Origin of the sequence: Marichromatium sp. PS1, assembly GCF_041155115.1 — a bacterium.
GTDB lineage: Bacteria > Pseudomonadota > Gammaproteobacteria > Chromatiales > Chromatiaceae > Marichromatium > Marichromatium gracile.
In genome coordinates this window covers 1,392,301-1,410,081 of the sequence record NZ_BAAFHB010000002.1, presented here as the reverse complement: position 1 = coordinate 1,410,081, position 17,781 = coordinate 1,392,301, and the positions used below count along the sequence as shown (strand labels likewise).

General features: G+C 67.8%; 13 protein-coding genes. 8 read left to right on the top strand and 5 right to left on the bottom strand.

Annotated features, from left to right (window positions below; translation table 11 throughout):
• The first annotated feature begins 163 nt into the window (after nucleotides 1-163).
• Together trkA and ACAM26_RS07760 are read left to right on the top strand one after the other, a co-directional pair.
• On the top strand, nucleotides 164-1,537 hold the full coding sequence (trkA, locus tag ACAM26_RS07765; protein WP_123139860.1) for a Trk system potassium transporter TrkA: 1,374 nt from the start codon (nucleotides 164-166) through the stop codon (nucleotides 1,535-1,537).
• A 7-nt stretch (nucleotides 1,538-1,544) separates the two neighbouring features.
• The gene (locus ACAM26_RS07760) at nucleotides 1,545-2,996 is read left to right on the top strand and encodes a TrkH family potassium uptake protein (RefSeq protein WP_369613484.1); all 1,452 of its coding nucleotides are present in this window, start codon (nucleotides 1,545-1,547) and stop codon (nucleotides 2,994-2,996) included.
• Nucleotides 2,997-2,999: 3 nt separating this feature from the next.
• Here ACAM26_RS07760 and ACAM26_RS07755 read toward each other — a convergent pair whose 3' ends face one another.
• Nucleotides 3,000-5,582 (bottom strand): PAS domain S-box protein, encoded by a 2,583-nt coding sequence (locus tag ACAM26_RS07755; RefSeq protein WP_369613381.1) that lies wholly within the window; start codon nucleotides 5,580-5,582, stop codon nucleotides 3,000-3,002.
• A 338-nt stretch (nucleotides 5,583-5,920) separates the two neighbouring features.
• Here ACAM26_RS07755 and ACAM26_RS07750 point away from each other — a divergent pair, with 338 nt between their 5' ends.
• The 3 genes from ACAM26_RS07750 to ACAM26_RS07740 are packed head-to-tail and all read left to right on the top strand — an operon-like array spanning nucleotide 5,921 to nucleotide 10,941.
• Nucleotides 5,921-7,567 (top strand): methyl-accepting chemotaxis protein, encoded by a 1,647-nt coding sequence (locus ACAM26_RS07750; RefSeq protein WP_369613380.1) that lies wholly within the window; start codon nucleotides 5,921-5,923, stop codon nucleotides 7,565-7,567.
• 53 nt (nucleotides 7,568-7,620) lie between these two features.
• The gene (locus ACAM26_RS07745; RefSeq protein WP_123142351.1) at nucleotides 7,621-8,061 is read left to right on the top strand and encodes a response regulator; all 441 of its coding nucleotides are present in this window, start codon (nucleotides 7,621-7,623) and stop codon (nucleotides 8,059-8,061) included.
• 6 nt (nucleotides 8,062-8,067) lie between these two features.
• A complete protein-coding gene (locus tag ACAM26_RS07740; protein ID WP_369613379.1) occupies nucleotides 8,068-10,941 on the top strand; it encodes an EAL domain-containing protein in 2,874 nt (957 codons plus the stop codon).
• A 15-nt stretch (nucleotides 10,942-10,956) separates the two neighbouring features.
• Here the strand turns inward: ACAM26_RS07740 and mobB are convergent, their stop codons facing one another.
• The gene (gene mobB / locus ACAM26_RS07735) at nucleotides 10,957-11,490 is read right to left on the bottom strand and encodes a molybdopterin-guanine dinucleotide biosynthesis protein B (RefSeq protein WP_369613378.1); all 534 of its coding nucleotides are present in this window, start codon (nucleotides 11,488-11,490) and stop codon (nucleotides 10,957-10,959) included.
• A 165-nt stretch (nucleotides 11,491-11,655) separates the two neighbouring features.
• Here mobB and ettA point away from each other — a divergent pair, with 165 nt between their 5' ends.
• The 3 genes from ettA to ACAM26_RS07720 all read left to right on the top strand — a co-directional run bounded on the left by ettA (nucleotide 11,656) and on the right by ACAM26_RS07720 (nucleotide 14,980).
• Nucleotides 11,656-13,323: an energy-dependent translational throttle protein EttA gene (gene ettA / locus ACAM26_RS07730; RefSeq protein WP_369613377.1), complete on the top strand. Its 1,668-nt coding sequence runs from the start codon at nucleotides 11,656-11,658 to the stop codon at nucleotides 13,321-13,323.
• Between the two features lie 98 nt (nucleotides 13,324-13,421).
• On the top strand, nucleotides 13,422-14,300 hold the full coding sequence (locus ACAM26_RS07725; RefSeq protein ID WP_369613376.1) for an ATP-binding protein: 879 nt from the start codon (nucleotides 13,422-13,424) through the stop codon (nucleotides 14,298-14,300).
• Nucleotides 14,301-14,368: 68 nt separating this feature from the next.
• On the top strand, nucleotides 14,369-14,980 hold the full coding sequence (locus ACAM26_RS07720) for a hypothetical protein (protein WP_123142382.1): 612 nt from the start codon (nucleotides 14,369-14,371) through the stop codon (nucleotides 14,978-14,980).
• Between the two features lie 46 nt (nucleotides 14,981-15,026).
• Here the strand turns inward: ACAM26_RS07720 and ACAM26_RS07715 are convergent, their stop codons facing one another.
• The 3 genes from ACAM26_RS07715 to ACAM26_RS07705 are packed head-to-tail and all read right to left on the bottom strand — an operon-like array spanning nucleotide 15,027 to nucleotide 17,722.
• Nucleotides 15,027-16,037, bottom strand: coding sequence for a S49 family peptidase (locus ACAM26_RS07715; protein ID WP_123142381.1), 1,011 nt, complete (start codon nucleotides 16,035-16,037; stop codon nucleotides 15,027-15,029).
• 21 nt (nucleotides 16,038-16,058) lie between these two features.
• Entirely contained in the window at nucleotides 16,059-16,724 is a 666-nt protein-coding gene (locus ACAM26_RS07710; protein WP_132230379.1) for an HAD-IA family hydrolase, read from the bottom strand.
• Entirely contained in the window at nucleotides 16,721-17,722 is a 1,002-nt protein-coding gene (locus ACAM26_RS07705; RefSeq protein ID WP_190288044.1) for an RluA family pseudouridine synthase, read from the bottom strand. The genes ACAM26_RS07710 and ACAM26_RS07705 overlap by 4 nt, the downstream gene beginning before the upstream one ends.
• Between the last annotated feature and the right edge of the window lie 59 nt (nucleotides 17,723-17,781).

Sequence of the window (17,781 nt, the reverse complement as noted above, 5' to 3'; positions counted from 1 at the left end):
AGTGCTCGGCCACCAGCCGCGGGGCGGCGGCGCGCGCGCCACGGCGCCCGGGACCGACAGACCGCTGGAAGCTGGCGACGGGAGGCTGGCCACTGGCGACTGACCGCTGGTGGCTGGCAGCTGGCCGCTGGCCGCTGGCGCCCGACCGAGGGCCGAGCGCGGCATGAAGATCATCATCCTCGGCGCCGGCCAGGTCGGCACCTCGGTGGCGGCGAACCTGGTCAGCGAGGCCAACGACATCACCGTGGTCGATCACAACCCGGCGCTGCTGCGCGAGCTGCAGGACCGCTTCGACCTGCGTACCGTCTACGGTCACGGCGCCCACCCCGACGTGCTCGCACGCGCCGGCGCCGAGGACGCCGACATGATCATCGCGGTGACCAACAGCGACGAGACCAACATGGTCGCCTGTCAGGTCGCCTACACCCTGTTCCACACCCCGACCAAGATCGCCCGGGTGCGCGCCCAGAGCTTCCTCGACCAGCCGCGACTGTTCGGCACCGACGCGCTGCCGATCGATGTCGCGATCAGCCCCGAGGCGCTGGTCACCGACTACATCATCCGTCTGATCGAGAACCCCGGCACCCTGCAGGTGCTCGACTTCGCCGGCGGGCGCATCCGTCTGGTGGCGGTCAAGGCCTATTACGGCGGCCCGCTGGTCGGTCAGGAGCTGCGCACCCTGCACCAGCGCATGCCCAACATCGAGGCGCGGGTGGCGGCGATCTATCGCCAGGACCGCGCCATCCAGCCCGAGGGCGACACCGTCATCGAGGTCGACGACGAGGTCTTCTTCGTCGCCGCCCCCGAACACATCCGCGCGGTGATGGGCGAGCTGCGCCGGCTCGACAAGACCTACCGACGGATGATCATCGCCGGCGGCGGCAACATCGGCACGCGGCTGGCCGGCGCGCTCGAGCGCAGCTTCCGGGTGAAGATCATCGAGCGTGACCTGAAGCGCTGCAAGCACATCGCCGAGGACCTGGAGAAGACCATCGTGCTCCACGGCGACGCCGCCGACCAGGACCTGCTGCTCGAGGAGAACATCGAGAGCACCGACGTGTTCTGCGCGGTGACCGACGACGACGAGGCCAACATCCTCTCGGCGATGCTCGCCAAGCGCCTCGGCGCGCGCAAGGTGATGGCGCTGATCAACCGCCCCTCCTATGTCGACCTGGTGCAGTCGGGAGCGATCGATGTCGCCATCTCGCCGCAGCAGGCGACCATCGGCAGCCTGCTCAAGCACGTGCGCCGCGGCGACGTGGTGATGGTGCACTCGCTGCGCCGCGGGGCGGCCGAGGCGATCGAGGCCATCGCCCACGGCGACGAGACCTCGAGCAAGGTGATCGGACGCTCCATCGCCGAGATCCGTCTGCCCAAGGGGGCGAGCATCGGCGCACTGGTGCGCGGCGACCAGGTGCTGATCGCCCACCACGACACCCGGATCCAGTCCGAGGACCACGTCATCCTCTTCCTCCAGGACAAGCGCCGCATCCCCGAGGTCGAGCGTCTGTTCCAGGTCGGCGTCACCTTCCTCTAGCGCCATGATGAAGTTCGCTGCGGTACAGAAGGTGCTGGGCCTGCTGCTGGCGGTGTTCAGCTTCGCCATGCTGCCACCGGTGGTCGTGGAGCTGATCTATGCCGACGGTGAGGCCTGGCCCTTCCTGGTCGCCTTCGCCATCCTGCTCAGCGCCGGACTGCTGATCTTCCTCCCGGTGATGCGGTATCAGGCGGTGCTGCGGCTGCGCGACGGCTTCCTGGTGGTGGTGCTGTTCTGGACCACCCTGGGGCTGGCCGGTGCCCTGCCCTTCCTGCTCGCCCCCGACCCGGTACTGTCGCCGACCGATGCGGTGTTCGAGTCGATCTCGGGGCTGACCACCACCGGCGCAACCGTGATCGTCGGACTCGACGACCTGCCCAAGTCGATCCTCTTCTATCGCCAGCAGCTGCAGTGGCTCGGCGGTATGGGGATCATCGTGCTCGCCGTCGCGGTGCTGCCGATGCTCGGCATCGGCGGCATGCAGCTCTATCGCGCCGAGATGCCGGGACCGATGAAGGACTCCAAGCTCACCCCGCGCATCACCGAGACGGCCAAGGCGCTGTGGTACATCTATCTGTGGATGACGGTGGCCTGCGCACTGGCCTACTGGAGCGCGGGCATGACCCTGTTCGATGCCATCGGTCACGCCTTCTCGACTGTGGCCATCGGCGGCTTCTCGACCCATGACCTCAGCATGGGTCACTTCGACAGCACCCTGATCGAGATGATCGCGGTGGTGTTCATGCTGCTGGCGGGGATGAACTTCGCGCTGCACTTCGTGGCGGTACACCGCCACAGCCTCGGGGTCTATCTCCACGACAGCGAGTGGCGCTTCTATCTGCTGATCATGGTGACGGTGACCGCCATCGCCACGGTCGCACTCTATCGCACCGACACCTTCATCACCTGGGACGACGCCTTCACCAAGGGGTTGTTCCAGGCCGTCTCGATCGGCACCACCACCGGCTTCGCCACCGCCGAGTTCTATTTCTGGCCGCCCTTCCTGCAGATCCTGCTGCTGTTCACCAGCTTCGTCGGCGGCTGCGCCGGCTCCACCGGCGGCGGCATCAAGGTCATCCGCTTCCTGCTGCTGATCAAGCAGGGCGTGCGCGAGATCGGTCGCCTGATCCACCCCAACGCGCAGATCCCGGTGCGCATCGGCGGCAAGAGCATCGATCACCGGGTGGTCGATGCCGTATGGGGCTTCTTCTCGCTCTATGTCGCCTGCTTCGTGCTGATGTATCTGATGCTGGCGGCCACCGGACTCGACCTGTTGACCTCCTTCTCGGCGGTCGCCGCCTGTATCAACAACCTCGGTCCAGGGCTGGCCATGGTCGGCCCGCACTTCGCCGACATCTACGACCCGGCCAAGTGGATCCTCTGCTTTGCCATGCTGCTCGGCCGGCTCGAGATCTTCACCCTGCTGGTGCTGCTCACCCCCACCTTCTGGCAGCGCTGAGGCTCAACCGGCGGTGCGCAGCTCGAGTCCGGCGAGGGTGAAGCAGAAGCGCGCCCCCTGCCCGGGCCCCGGTGATTCGGCCCAGATCCGCCCGCCGTGGACCTCGACGATGCGCTGCACCAGGGCCAGACCGATGCCGGTGCCGTCGCCCTCGAGGTCGAGGCGCTCGAACAGCCCGAAGACCTTGTGCAGATGGCGCGGATCGATCCCCTTGCCGTTGTCGGCAACGACCACCACCAGCGCGTCGTCCAATCTCTCGAGTCCGATCTCGATACGCGGCGCCGACTGATCGCCCATGAACTTGACCGCATTGTCGATCAGGTTGAGGAAGACCTCGGTCAGGCGTGGGCGATCCCCCAGGATCCATGCCGGCGCATCGCTCACCGTCACCTCGACGCCGCGCTCGACGATGCGTCCGGCGACCAGCTCGAGCACCTCATCGACCACATCGCGCAGACTGAACTCGGTCGGGTCGTTGACCAGCCGACCGATGCGCGACAACTCCAGCAACTCATCGAGCAAGCGCGTCATCCGCTCCGAGGCATTGCGCACGAACCCCAGGTCCTTGGCGATGCGCGCCTCGTCGCCGGCGGCGATGTCGCGCTCGAGAAAGCCGAGGAAGGTGCGGATGGTCACCAGCGGGCTCTTGAGGTCGTGCGAGACGGTATAGGTGAAGCGGGTCAACTCGTCGGTGCGCTGACGCAGCTCGGCCTCGCGCTCGGTGCGCTCGGTGACATCGACCGCAACCCCGATCACCGACACCCCGCTGTCGGTACCGGGATCGCGCACCGGGTTGAAGTAGGTCTCGAACACCTGTCGACCGAGTGCGGCGGTGAACTGTACCTTGTCGCCGCCGATCGCCTGGGCGATGTGCGTCTCGACCCCGGTGTCGGCACCGAGAAAACCGGCCACCGACTGCCCGACCAGGGCGCCGGGCTCGAGCCCCAGCGACTCCAGGCCGCTGCCCTCGCAGAGCCGGAAGACGCCGTCGGCGTCGAACTCGAAGATCATCACCGGGGTATTGCTCACCACCGAGCGGAAGCGCGCCTCGCTCAGGCGCAGCGCCCGCTCGGCCTCCTTGAGTTCGGTGATGTCACGGATGATCTCGAGCGCGCCGAACACCCGTCCCTCGGCATCGCGCAGTGGCGCCGCCTTACCCCAGACATGGGCCCCGCGTCCGCCGAAGACCCGCGGCAGATAGACCTGGGTCAGCAGTACGTCGCCGTCACGATGGACATAGTCGTAGCAACGCAGGATGTCCTCGCGCGCCTCGGGCGGGGCGAAGACCAGATCGATCAGCATCGGTCGCGACTCACCATAGAAGGCCGTCGCATAGGCGCGCCCTCCCTTGCCCAGCACCTGCTCCCTGGGTACCCCCGACATCTGCTCGATGGCCCGGTTCCAGATGGTCACCACGCCTTCGGCATCGATCGCGAAGAGCGCATCGGGCAAGGTGTCGATCAGGGTGTCGAGATATTCCTGCGACTCCTCGAGTGCGCGCCTCGCGGCCACCCGCTCGGTGATATCGCGCCCGATGCAGCTGTAGTAAGGCTCGCCATCGACGACGAAATGACTGGCGAGGATCTCCACCGGGAAGCGAGAACCATCACCACGCTGATGGATGGTCTCGAGTCGAATCGACGACTCCTCGAGCAATCGAGCGAACACCTCCTGCAGTCGCTGCGGCGGGAACAGCGGATCGATGTCCGGCACCGACATGGTCAACAGCCGCTCGCGGCTCAGGCCGAGCGTCTCATGCATGCTTTCATTGACATAGACGAAGCGCGCCTCGGCATCGAGCAGGAAGACCTCATCCCCCGAGCGCTCCAGGGCGAAGTGCGCCAGTCGCCGCTGACGCTCCGCCTGCTGACGCGCACTGAGATCGCGCAGCATACCGGCCACCAGTTCGGGCGCCCCGATCGGGCTGGGCAGGGCGAAGATGGTCGCGTCGGCGAGGAACTCGCTGCCATCGAGTCGGCGCTGGCGCAGCTCGCCACGCCAGCCACCGGCGAGCGCCTCGGGCAGCAGTGCCTCGAGCACCGCGAGGCCGTCCTCCGGCCAGAACTGCCCCCCGGCGCGACCGATCATGTCGCGCGACTCCGGGTCACAGCCGAACAGTAGATGGGCGGCGCGATTGGCATAGATCACCTCCAGCCGCTCGAGTCTGGCGACCACGATGGCATCGGAGGCCGAGTCTGCGACCGACTCGAGCAGCTGAGACCGGCTGACACCTTCACCAACCTCGGGCGACGGCATTGGCGGTAGCGGCTCGAACATCAGGGTGCAGCAGCGCATCCGGCCCGCCTCATCGAGCACCGGCACCAGGTGTGCGCGCAACCACCGCTCACCGGCCCCACCGCAACGCAACCGCAGCTTGCCGCGCCAGGGGCGCGGCGCACTCAGCAGCTCCCAGGACGGCGGTGGGTCGAGCAGGACATCGAGCGTCTGACCGAGCAGCGCCGCCACCGACAGACCGAGCGAGGCACTCCAGTCGGCATCGACCTGACAGATCCGTCCCGCCTCGTCGACCACCACCGCACCGACGCCGTCATCCATGCAACATGCCGAACTGGGTTCATTATCCATTCCATCCACCTCGCTGGAGACAACAGGCCGGGGGTGACACACCCCGGCCACTGGGGTGTCGACGCCGGCGCTGACGGGACAGCTGCAAGTCGGCCAAGGGGGGTGCACAGGGCCGGAGGATTTCGGTGAAGCCGTCGACATCCGCCGATGATTTCCCGAACGGGAACGATTGATTAAGGCATCACCTGCGTCCATTCCTAAGGCAGGGCACGAGACGGCGACGGTGTCGACGGACAGGTCGGCCGACGACCACGGCACCTTGCAACGATTACCCCGCCAGTGATTCCTTCACTGACGACAAAGCATAGCAACGCACGCAAGACGACAGAGGTACAGGCATGAAGCTGATGCGGTCACTCACCATCAAGCAGCGTCTATTGATGCTCTCGGCCCTGGTGCTGTTCGGGATCATCGCCGGGGTCGCGCTGGCACTGTTCGAGGTGAGGTCGATCCTGGTGCAGGAGAAGTTCACCCAGGTCCAGAAACTGGTCGAGACCGCGCATAGCGTCGTCAAGCACTACCAGGGACTCGTCGAGGCCGGTGAACTCCCCCGCGCAGAGGCCGAACGCAGCGCGCTCGAGGCCCTGCGCACGATGCGCTATGACGGTAACAACTATTTCTGGGTACGTGATCGCCGCGGCTTCATGCTGATGCACCCGATCAAACCCGAGCTGGTCGGCAACGACGGACGCCAGCAGACCGACGCCAACGGCAAGCGCTTCGTCGCCGAGCTGCTTGAGCAGGTCGAGCGCGATGGCCGCGGCTCGGTGCACTATGTCTGGCCCAAGCCGGGCGCGGAGCATCCCGAACCCAAACTCACCTTCGCCCAGCGCGAGCCGACCTGGGGCTGGATCGTCTCCAGCGGGATCTACATCGACGACGTCGACACCGCCTTCTGGCGTCACGCCACGCTGATGGGGGGGCTGGGCACGGCCATGCTGCTCCTGGTCATGGCCTTGATCGCGCTGACCTCGCGCTCGATCACCGTTCCGATCGGCGAGGCGGCGCGGGCGATGCACCGGATCGCCAAGGGCGATGGCGACCTCACCCAGCGCCTCGACACCAGTGGGCGCGACGAGATCACCGACATGGCGGCGGGCTTCAACGAGTTCGCCGACAAGACCGAGCGCACCATCGGCGCGGTCGCCCGCGCCACCGAACAGATCGCCGCCGCCGCCGAGCAGCTCTCGACCATCACCCAATCGAACAACGACGGCATCGAACGCCAGCGTGGCGCGATCCAACAGGTGGCCACCGCGGTCACCGAGATGACCGCCACCATCAAGGAGATCGCCAAGAGCGCCGAGGACGCAGCAGCCTCGGCCTTCAGCGCCGACGACAGCGCCCGCCAGGGTGGCGAGACGGTCGACAAGGTGCAGGCGTCCAACCAGACGCTCACCCAAGAGATCGCCCAGGCCGCCGATGCGGTACGCCGCTTCAGCGAGGAGAGCGTCTCGATCGGCGGCGTGCTCGACGTGATCCGCGCCATCGCCGAGCAGACCAACCTGCTCGCACTCAACGCCGCGATCGAGGCGGCACGCGCCGGCGAACAGGGACGCGGCTTCGCCGTGGTCGCAGACGAGGTCCACACCCTCGCCAGCCGTACCCAGGCCTCGACCACCGAGATCCAACAGATGATCCAGAACCTGCGGGCGGTCGCTCAGGAGGCGGTCACCGCCATCGATCGCGGCGAGCATCTCACCCGCGAGACCCTGGAGCAGGCCGGCCAGGCGCACGAGGCGATCGCCGAGATCGGCGGCGCCATCACCACCATCCGCGACATGAACACCCATGTCGCCAGCGCCGCCGAGGAGCAGGCGGCGGCGGCCTCCGAGATCGATCACAGCGTGATCAAGATCTCCGACTTCTCGGAAGAGTCGGCCGACAACGCCCAGCACACCGCCGCCGCCAGCCAGGAGCTGGCACAGCTGAGCGAGACGCTGCGCCAGCTCATCGGCCAGTTCAAGTTCGGCGCGGGCGGCTGAGCGGTACTACAGTAGCGGCGCGACCGAGCCGGCGCACCGCAACGGAGGAGGCCATGCAAGAACAGACACTCTCGGTGCTGCTGGTCGAGGACGATCCGGCACACGCCGAGATCACCCGACGCGGACTCGAGTCCAATGCACTACCGGCGCGGTTGGAACATGTCGAGGACGGTCAGGCCGCGCTCGACTACCTGTTCCGTCAGGGCCGCTTCAGCGACCCCGAGAGCAGCCCACGTCCCGACCTCATCCTCCTCGATCTGCGTCTGCCCAAGGTCGAGGGGCTCGAGGTACTGCGTCGGATCAAGGCCGACGATCAGCTCCGGCGCATCCCGGTCGTGGTCCTGACCACCTCGGCGGCCGACCCCGATGTCCAGGGCGCCTATTCCAACCAGGCCAGCAGTTATCTGGTGAAGCCGGCCGACTACGATGCCTTCGCCCGGCTGTTCGACTCGCTCGGGCACTACTGGCTGGCCTGGAACCGCTATCCCGGTTGACATCCTATGCCCCCAACACCGATCTCCGTGCTGATCGTCGAGGACGACCCGGCGCATGCCGAGGCGGTCGCGCGCGCGCTCGAGGACAGCGAGCAGTTCGCCGATCCACGCGTGGCCCAGACCCTGGCCGAGGCCCTGCAGGCGATCGCGCAACAGCCACCGGATGCGGTGGTCGCCGACCTCAACCTGGTCGACGGCAAGGCCTACGAACTGCTCCCCGGCGCGGTGCAAGACATCCGCTATCCGGTGCTGGTGATGACCAGTCAGGGCGACGAGCAGATGGCGGTACAGGCGATGAAGGCCGGCGCACTCGACTATGTGGTCAAGTCACCCGAGACCTTCACCCAGATGCCCCGCCTGCTCGAACGGGCGCTGCGTGAATACGGCCACATCACCGAGCGCGCCCGCGCCCAGGAGGCACTGCGCGCCTCGGAGCGGCGCATGACCGATATCATCAACTTCCTCCCCGACGCCACCTTCGCCATCGACACCCAGGGCCGGGTGATCGTCTGGAACCTCGCCGTCGAGCGCATGACCGGGATCGCCAGTCAGCAGATCATCGGCCAGGGCGACCAGGCCTATGCCAAGGCCTTCTACGGCGAGCGCCGCGCGCTGCTGGTCGACCTCATCCTCGCCCCCGACGACCACCACCCCGAGCACTATCAAAACCTCCAGCGCCTGGAGGGCGACCAGCTCACCGCCGAGGTCTTCAACACCCATATCGGCCAGGGTCAGGGGATCTATCTGCGCTCGGTGGCCTCGCCGCTGCGCGACGGCGCGGGCGTCATCGTCGGTGCCATCGAGTCGGTGCGCGACATCACCGAACCCAAGCGCGCGCAACAGGAACTGCTGCGCGCCTATGGCGAGAGCCGCGCCATCACCGAGGCGGTACGCGACACCCTCTACATGGTCGATCTCGAGGGCCGGCTGCTGTGGTGGAACAAGCGCGTCGAGGCCGAGACCGGATATACGGCCGAGGCCCTGCGCCAACTGCCGATCGAGCGGCTGTTCGTCGACACCGACGCCCCCAGGCTCAGACGCGCCATCCAGGCCGCGCTCGAACAGGGCTATTGCGAAATCGAGGGACGCACCCGAACCGTCAATGGGATTCGCAGCTATCGCTACAACGGCGTCCCGGTGCGCGACAAGCAGGGAGCGGTGATCGGTATCGCCGGCGTCGGCCAGGACATCACCGAGCGGCTGCGCGATCAGGAGCGGCTAAGGCTGTCCGCCGCGGTGCTCGACAACACCCATGAGGGGATCATGGTCTCGAACGCCAGAGGCGATCGGCTGATCGCGGTCAACCAGGCGTTCACCGAGATCAGCGGCTATCACGAGGATGAGGCGCTGGGGCATGCCCCGAACCTGTTGAAATCAGGCCGACACGAACGTCAGTTCTACCAGGCGATGTGGGCCTCGATCCTGCAGACCGGACACTGGCAGGGCGAGATCTGGAACCGTCGGCGCAACGGCGAGATCTTTCCCGCCTGGCTCACCATCAGCCGGGTGCGTGACGAGCGCGGCGCCACCACCAACTATGTCGGCATCTTCTCCGACATCAGTCAGGTCAAGCAGTCCGAGGCCCGGCTCGAACACCTCGCCCACTATGACGCGCTCACCGACCTGCCCAACCGGCTGCTGCTGCTCTCGCGCCTGGAACACGCCATCCACCGCGCCGAGCGCGAGCGCAGCAAGGTCGCGGTGCTGTTCATCGACCTTGACCGCTTCAAGAACGTCAACGACAGCCTCGGCCACCCGGTCGGCGACGAACTGCTGCAGGCCGTCGCCGCGCGGATGCGCGCGCGCATCCGCGCCGAGGACACCCTGGCGCGGCTCGGCGGCGACGAGTTCGTGCTGTTGCTCGAGTCGATCGAGCGCCCCGACGAGGCCGGCAACCTCGCCCAGCAGATCATCGATCTGATGGCCGAGCCCTTCCGTCTCTCCGGCGGACGCGAGATCTATCTCGGCGCCAGCATCGGCATCAGCCTCTACCCGGAAAACGGCACCGATACCACCCAACTGCTGCGCAACGCCGACACCGTGATGTACCAGGCCAAGGCGCAGGGGCGCAATACCTACCGCTACTACACCGAGTCGCTCACCCGCGCCGCCAACGCGCGACTCTCGCTCGAATCACGCCTCAGGCGCGCGCTCGAGCGCGAGGAGCTGGTACTGCACTACCAGCCCCAGGTCGACATGCACACCACCCGGCTCACCGGGATCGAGGCGCTGGTGCGCTGGGAGACCCCGGACGGCGAGCTGATCCCGCCCGACCGTTTCATCCCCCTGGCCGAGGAGACCGGGCTGATCATCCCGCTCGGCGCCTGGGTACTGGCCACCGCCTGTCGCCAGCTCCAGGACTGGATCGACGCCGGCGCCCCGCCGCTGACCCTGGCGGTCAACATCTCCAGTCACCAGTTCGCCCAGCCCGACCTGGCGCTCCATGTCGATCGCGAGCTGACCGCCTCCGGTCTCTCCCCCGAACGCCTCGAGCTGGAGCTCACCGAGAGCACCATCATGCAGCACAACCGACGCGGGATGGAGATCCTCGAGGCGTTGCGCGCGCTCGGCATCGCACTCTCGATCGACGACTTCGGCACCGGTTACTCGTCGCTGGCCTATCTCAAGCGGCTGCCGATCGACAAGCTCAAGATCGACAAGAGCTTCGTCCAGGGCATCCCCGAGGACCGCAACGATGCCGAGATCGCCGCGACCATCATCGCCATGGCACGCAACCTCAACCTGCGGGTGCTCGCCGAGGGCGTCGAGACCGAGGCCCAGCGCGACTTCCTGCGTCAGGCCGGCTGCGACGCCTACCAGGGCTATCTGTTCAGCCGTCCACTGCCGACCGCCGAGTTCGCGCGTCAGTACCTGCGCTGACCCGACCTGCCCCGTTCACCGCTCCCCCAGCCCGGCCAACCACTCGAGCACGAACTCGGCGATTGCCTCCGGGTCGTCGAGCGCGAGCCGGGGCGGCGCCGGGGCCGGCAGTGAAGGCCGGTCGCTAGCCACGGCGATGATCGCCGGGTCCTCGGGATAGAGCGGCGCGAGTCCGAGCGCGCTGCGATGGACCTCGATCTTGGCATAGTCGGCATGCTTGAAACCCTCGACCAGCACCAGGTCGAGACCGCTCGGATCGAGCCGCGCGAGCAGGGTGTCGAGATCGGGATCGGCGTCCGCCTCCGGAGTCTCGACCATCAGCGCCCAGCGCCGGCGCGAGGCCACCAGCACCTGCTCGGCGCCGGCCGCGCGCAGCTCGAAGCTGTCCTTGCCGGGATGATCGACCTCGAAGCGGTGATGAGCGTGCTTGAGACAGCCCACCCGCAGCCCGCGAGCGCGCAGCAGCGGCAACAGCCGACACAGCAGGGTGGTCTTGCCGCTGCCGCTGGGGGCGACGAAGCCGAGTACCGGCAGGGTTGCTACTGCCATCGCGTTCACTCCTCGGGACAGCGGTCGCGAGCGGTCGTCTGCGCTTGGACTTTTCCCGGGTGCCAGCGCAGAATGAGTGCCTCGTCCGGGGCGCAACACCTCGGCCCGGGCGCCCCACCGCGCCCGGACCATCACCCGACTCTCGACAACGACCGCAAGGACCTCATGGCTCAGTACATTTACACGATGAACCGGGTCGGCAAGATCGTGCCGCCCAAGCGTACCATCCTGCGTGACATCTCCCTGTCCTTCTTCCCCGGCGCCAAGATCGGCGTGCTCGGCCTCAACGGCGCGGGCAAATCGACCCTGCTCAAGATCATGGCCGGGCTCGACACCGAGATCGAGGGCGAGGCGCGTCCGCAGCCGGGGATCAAGGTCGGCTATCTGCCCCAGGAACCCCAGCTCGACCCCGACAAGGACGTGCGCGGCAACGTCGAGGAGGCGCTCGCCCACATCAAGCAGGCGAGCGAGCGTCTCGAGGCGGTCTATGCCGCCTATGCCGAGCCCGACGCCGACTTCGACGCCCTCGCCCAGGAGCAGGCCGAGCTCGAGAACCTGCTCGAGGCCAGCGGCGGTCACAACCTCGACCACACCCTCGAGGTCGCCGCCGAGGCGCTGCGCCTGCCGCCTTGGGATGCCGACGTCACCAAGCTCTCCGGCGGCGAGCGCCGCCGCGTGGCGCTGTGCCGGCTGTTGCTGTCGAGCCCCGACATGCTGCTGCTCGACGAGCCGACCAACCACCTCGACGCCGAGTCGATCGCCTGGCTCGAGCGCTTCCTCCACGACTACCCCGGCACCGTGGTCGCGGTCACCCACGACCGCTACTTCCTCGACAACGTCGCCGGCTGGATCCTCGAGCTCGACCGCGGTCACGGCATCCCCTGGGAGGGCAACTACTCGAGCTGGCTGGAGCAGAAGGAGAAGCGTCTGGAGCTCGAGCAGAAGCAGGAGCAGGCGCGCATCAAGACCATGAAGCAGGAGCTCGAGTGGGTGCGCAGCAACCCCAAGGGCCGTCACGCCAAGAGCAAGGCGCGTCTGGCCCGCTTCGAGGAGCTGCAGTCGCAGGAGTTCCAGTCGCGCAACGAGACCAACGAGATCTACATCCCGCCGGGCCCGCGTCTCGGCGACCTGGTGGTCGAGGCCGAGGGCCTGCGCAAGGGCTACGGCGACCGGCTGCTCTACGAGAACCTCTCGTTCAACCTGCCCAAGGGCGGCATCGTCGGTGTGATCGGTCCCAACGGCGCGGGCAAGACCACGCTGTTTCGCATCCTCACCGGCCAGGAACAGGCCGACTCGGGCACCCTGCGCGTCGGCGAGACGGTCGACATCGCCTGCGTCGACCAGAGCCGCGACACCCTCGGCGACAGCAAGACGGTGTGGGAGGAGATCTCCAACGGCGCCGACAACATCGTCGTCGGTCGCTACGAGATGCCCTCACGCGCCTACTGCAGCCGCTTCAACTTCAAGGGCTCCGACCAGCAAAAGCGCATCGGCGACCTCTCCGGCGGTGAGCGCAATCGCGTCCACCTGGCCAAGCTGCTCAAGCGCGGCGGCAACCTGTTGCTGCTCGACGAACCGACCAACGACCTCGACGTCGAGACCCTGCGCGCGCTCGAAGAGGCACTGCTCACCTTCCCCGGCTGCGCCGTGGTGATCAGCCACGACCGCTGGTTCCTCGACCGTATCGCCACCCACATCCTCGCCTTCGAGGGTGACTCGCAGGTGACCTGGTTCGAGGGCAACTACGCCGACTACGAGGCCGACCGTCACCGCCGACTCGGCACCGACGCCGACCAGCCTCACCGCATCAAGTACCGCAAGCTCTCGGCCTGACCCGCCCCGGCGCCGCCACAACGGCGCCGGTCGTCCGGGCAGATCCGACCCCGGGCGCCCGCCCACCCGGGCGGGCGTCGCACACCCCAGGAATGCCCATGTCCGAACTCGAACACCTCTTCGCCCGTGCCGAGACCCTGATCGATCGTCTCGAGCGGGTGCTCGTCCCCCACACCCCGACACCCGACTGGTCGGCCCACGCCTACCTCTGGCGCCGGCGCGGCGACCACGGCGGCGAGTTGCAGGCATTGCCCGCGCCGCACCGGCTCGCGCTCGACGACCTGCTCTGCCTGGAGCGGCAGAAGCAGGAGATCCTGCGCAACACCGAGCAGTTCCTCGCCGGGCGCAGCGCCAACAATGTGCTGCTGTGGGGCTCGCGCGGCACCGGCAAGTCATCGCTGGTCAAGGCCGTGTTCAACGCCCTGCGCGAACAGGGCCTGCGGCTGATCGAGGTCGACCGCGACGACCTGCTGCAGCTGCCCGACATCCTCGCGCTGATCCGCGATCGCCCCGAGCGCTTCATCCTGTTCTGCGACGACCTTTCCTTCGAGCCCGGCGAGTCGAGCTACAAGGCGCTCAAGGCCGCGCTCGACGGCTCGATCGCCGCCACCCCCGAGAACCTGCTGATCTACGCCACCTCCAACCGCCGCCACCTGCTGCCCGAGTTCCACTCCGAGAACCGCGAGGCGCGGGTGGTCGACGGCGAGCTGCACCAGGGCGAATCGGTCGAGGAGAAGATCTCGCTGTCCGATCGCTTCGGACTGTGGGTCTCCTTCCACCCCTTCAGCCAGACGCAATACCTGGCGGTGGTGCGCCACTGGCTGGAACGGTTGGAGCACGCTGGGTTGAACGAGGACTGGCCCGAGATCGAACGCGCCGCACTGCAATGGGCGCTGCGCCGCGGCTCGCGCAGCGGGCGCACCGCCTGGCAGTTCGCGCGCGACTGGGCCGGGCGGGTGCGAACGGGCGAGGTCTGACGGAGGGCTGCCGACGACACGGGTTCGGTGGATAATCGGATGGCGAAACACGCCATGGAGACCATCGCATGAAACAAACCAGCCCGCTGTACGCCGCCCTCCTCGCCCTCGGCCTGCCCCTGACGGCGAGTGCCGCCGCCGACCCGGTGATCGAGCAGATCGAGGCGGCCGAGACGGCCTACGAGGACGGCGCCCTGCGCGGGGCCATCGGTCACCTCGAGGCGGCCATCGCCGAGGTCCAGGAGAAGATCAGCGCGGGCCTGCTCGAACTGCTGCCCGAGCCGCTCTCGGGCTGGCAGGCCGATGAGGCGGTGGCCGAGTCCGGCGGCATGGCGAGCATGATCACCGGTACCCACCTGAGCCGTCGCTACTATCGCGAGGACGGCAGCGACCTGACGCTCAGCCTGATGGCCGACTCGCCGATGATGCCGATGCTGACCATGGCGCTGTCGATGCCGATGATGATGCAGGGCAACCCCGAGCTCAAACCCTATGCCCTCGCCGGCCATCGCGGCATGGTCGAACACGCCTCCGGCACGCGCGACTACGAGATCACCCTGATGGTCGGCAGTCGGCTGGTGGTCCAGGCCCAGGGGACGGGGCTGGATGACAAGGGCGCGCTCGAGGACTATCTCAAGCAGCTCGACTTCGATGCGATCGAGGAGGCGCTGGGCAACTGATCGCGGTCTGCCCCGGCGATGCGCGGTGCGCGTCGCCGGGGTGGTCTCAGCGCAGCACCCCGGCGTCGAGCCCGCCGAACAGGGCGCCGAGCGCCCCGGCCATGCCGCCACCGAGCCGCTCGGCGAAGGAGTCGAGCAGGTCGCGCTTCTGGGTGTAGTCGACCACGGTCTCGGTGCCGAGCTGCTCGCGCGCCACCGTCCCGGCGCTCGCCAGACCATCGATCAGGCCCAGCTCGAGCGCTTGCTCGCCACTCCAGAACAGCCCGCTGAAGAGTTCGTCGCCGCCCTGGAGACGATCGCCACGGCCTTCCCGGACCTCGGCGATGAACTGCTGGTGCAGGGTATCGAGCACCCCCTGGATGAAGACGCGCTGCGACTCGGGCAGCGGCGAGAAGGGATCGAGAATACCCTTGTTGGCGCCGGCGGTGAGCAGCCGGCGCTCGATGCCGAGGTCGGCGAGCAGGCGATCGAGCCCGAAGCTGCCGATGCGTACCCCGATCGAGCCGACCAGGCTGGCCTTGTCGGCATAGATGGCATCGGCGCCGACGGCGATGTAATAGCCCCCCGAGGCGCAGAGATCGGCGGCCACTGCGTACACCGGCAGGTCGTCGCCATCATGGGCCTCGCGATATTTCGCCTTGAGCCGAGCGATCTCGTCGTTGATGTAACCGGCCTGCACCGGACTGCCGCCGGGGCTGTTGATACGCAGGATCACCCCCTCGACCTTGTCGTTGTCGAAGGCCTTGCGCAGCGCCCCGACCACCCGATCGGCGCTGGCGTCACTGTCGGCGGCGATCACCCCGTCGACCTCGATCAGCGCCGCGTGCGGCTCGGTCAGCTCCATGCGCCGATCCCAGTCGCGCACCGAGGCGGCCACCACCAGCCCCACCAGATAGAGCAGGATCAACAGCTTGAGCACCAGCCCCCAGCGCCGCGCGCGGCGGCGCTCACGCATGTAGTCGAGCGCCAGATGGTTGATCAGCGCCCGCTCCCAGCCGGGCTGGTCGGGGTCGGGCATCGGCGGCTTGCGCCAGCGTTTCCAGAATCGCCACTGCATGGTCTCGGTCTCCGTCCTGCTTCAGATCTCGGTCATCGCACGCGCGGCCAGCCACTCCGGGATCGCGCTCACCGCGTCCAGACAGTCCAGCGGCTGGTGCGCGCGCAGTCGCTCCGGGGGGTGAACCCCGTAGCTCACGGCCAACCCCGCCACCCCGGCGTTGCGCGCCATCTGCATGTCGAACTCGGTATCACCGATCATCAGCGTCTCGGCGGCACTGGCGCCGAGCTCGTCCATCAGCTCCAGGAGCATCTGCGGGTGGGGCTTGGAGAAGGTCTCGTCGGCGCAACGGGTGGCATGGAAGAAACCGCCCAGCCCGGTCTCGCGCAGCGCCTTGTCGAGCCCGGCGCGACTCTTGCCGGTGGCCACCGCCAGCCGACAGCCGCGCTCGGTCAGCGTCGAGAGCACCTCGGCGGCGCCCGCGAACAACGCCGAGGCGTTCGGCGTGGCACCGAGGAAGCGACGCCGATAGGCGAGGATCAGCGCCTCATAGACCTCGGGCTCAGCCCCCGGCAGCAACTCCCGCGTGCCCCGCTCCAGGCTCAGCCCGATGATCTCGCGCGCCGCCTCGCGCGGCGGCGGCTCCAGGCCCAGCTCGACGAAGGCACGCTGCATGCAATCGACGATATGGGCCTCGGAATCCATCAGGGTGCCGTCCCAGTCGAACACGATCAGCTCGAAACTCACGCGGTCTCCTCCAGTGCGTCCAGCAGCCGCTGCAGCGTCTCCGGCAGCGGCGCCTCGACGTGCAGCGGCCGACTCATGTATTCGGCGCGAAAGCTCAGCGCCGCGGCGTGCAGGAACAATCGATCGAGCCCGAGCGCCCTGAGTTCCCGGTTCCAGTCATCGTCACCGTATTTGGGGTCGCCGGCGAGCGGCGCGCCGAGATGGGCGGCATGGACGCGGATCTGATGGGTGCGGCCGGTGACCAGGGTGGCCTCGACCAGGGTCGCCACCCGCGACCCGGCGCGCAAGCGCCGCAGCCGGCGGAAGCGGGTGCGCGAGGCCTTGCCCTCGACCGGATCGACGCTGACCATGCGCTCGCCGCCGCGCAGCACGTTCTTGCGCAGCGGCGCGTCGACGGTCATCTCGGCGCGCGGCAGCTCGCCGCCGATCAACGCCAGATAGCGCTTCTCGATGCCATCCTCGCGCATCATCCGGTGCAGCTCGCGCAGCGCGCTGCGCCGCTTGGTCACCACCAGGCAACCGGAGGTGTCGCGATCGAGCCGGTGCACCAGCTCGAGCTCGCGCCCGGGATGGAGCTGGCGCAGCGATTCGATCAGCCCGAAGCTCAGTCCGCTGCCGCCGTGCACCGCCAGCCCCGAGGGCTTGTCGATCACCAGCAGCCGGTTGTCCTCGTAGAGCACCGCGCCCTCGAGCCGCGCCAGCCAGCCCTCGGGCGCGCGCGCCGGGGCGCGCTGCTCGGGCAGACGCAGCGGCGGGATGCGCACCATGTCCCCGGCGCGCAGCCGATGGCTGGCCTTGACCCGCCCCTTGTTCACCCGCACCTCTCCACGACGGAGTATGCGATAGAGATGGCTGCGCGGAACGCCCTTGATGAAACGGAGCAGGAAGTTATCGATACGCTGTCCGTCGGACTCGGCATCGACGCGGACCAGACGCGGCCCGGTATCCGCACCGCCCTTGGCGGACGCGGGATCTGGATGGGAATCTGGTGGACTCAAAGGGGATAGCCTTGCCTTGTTGGCTCAATTGATGCTAATAGTCTTCGCTGCTACCATGA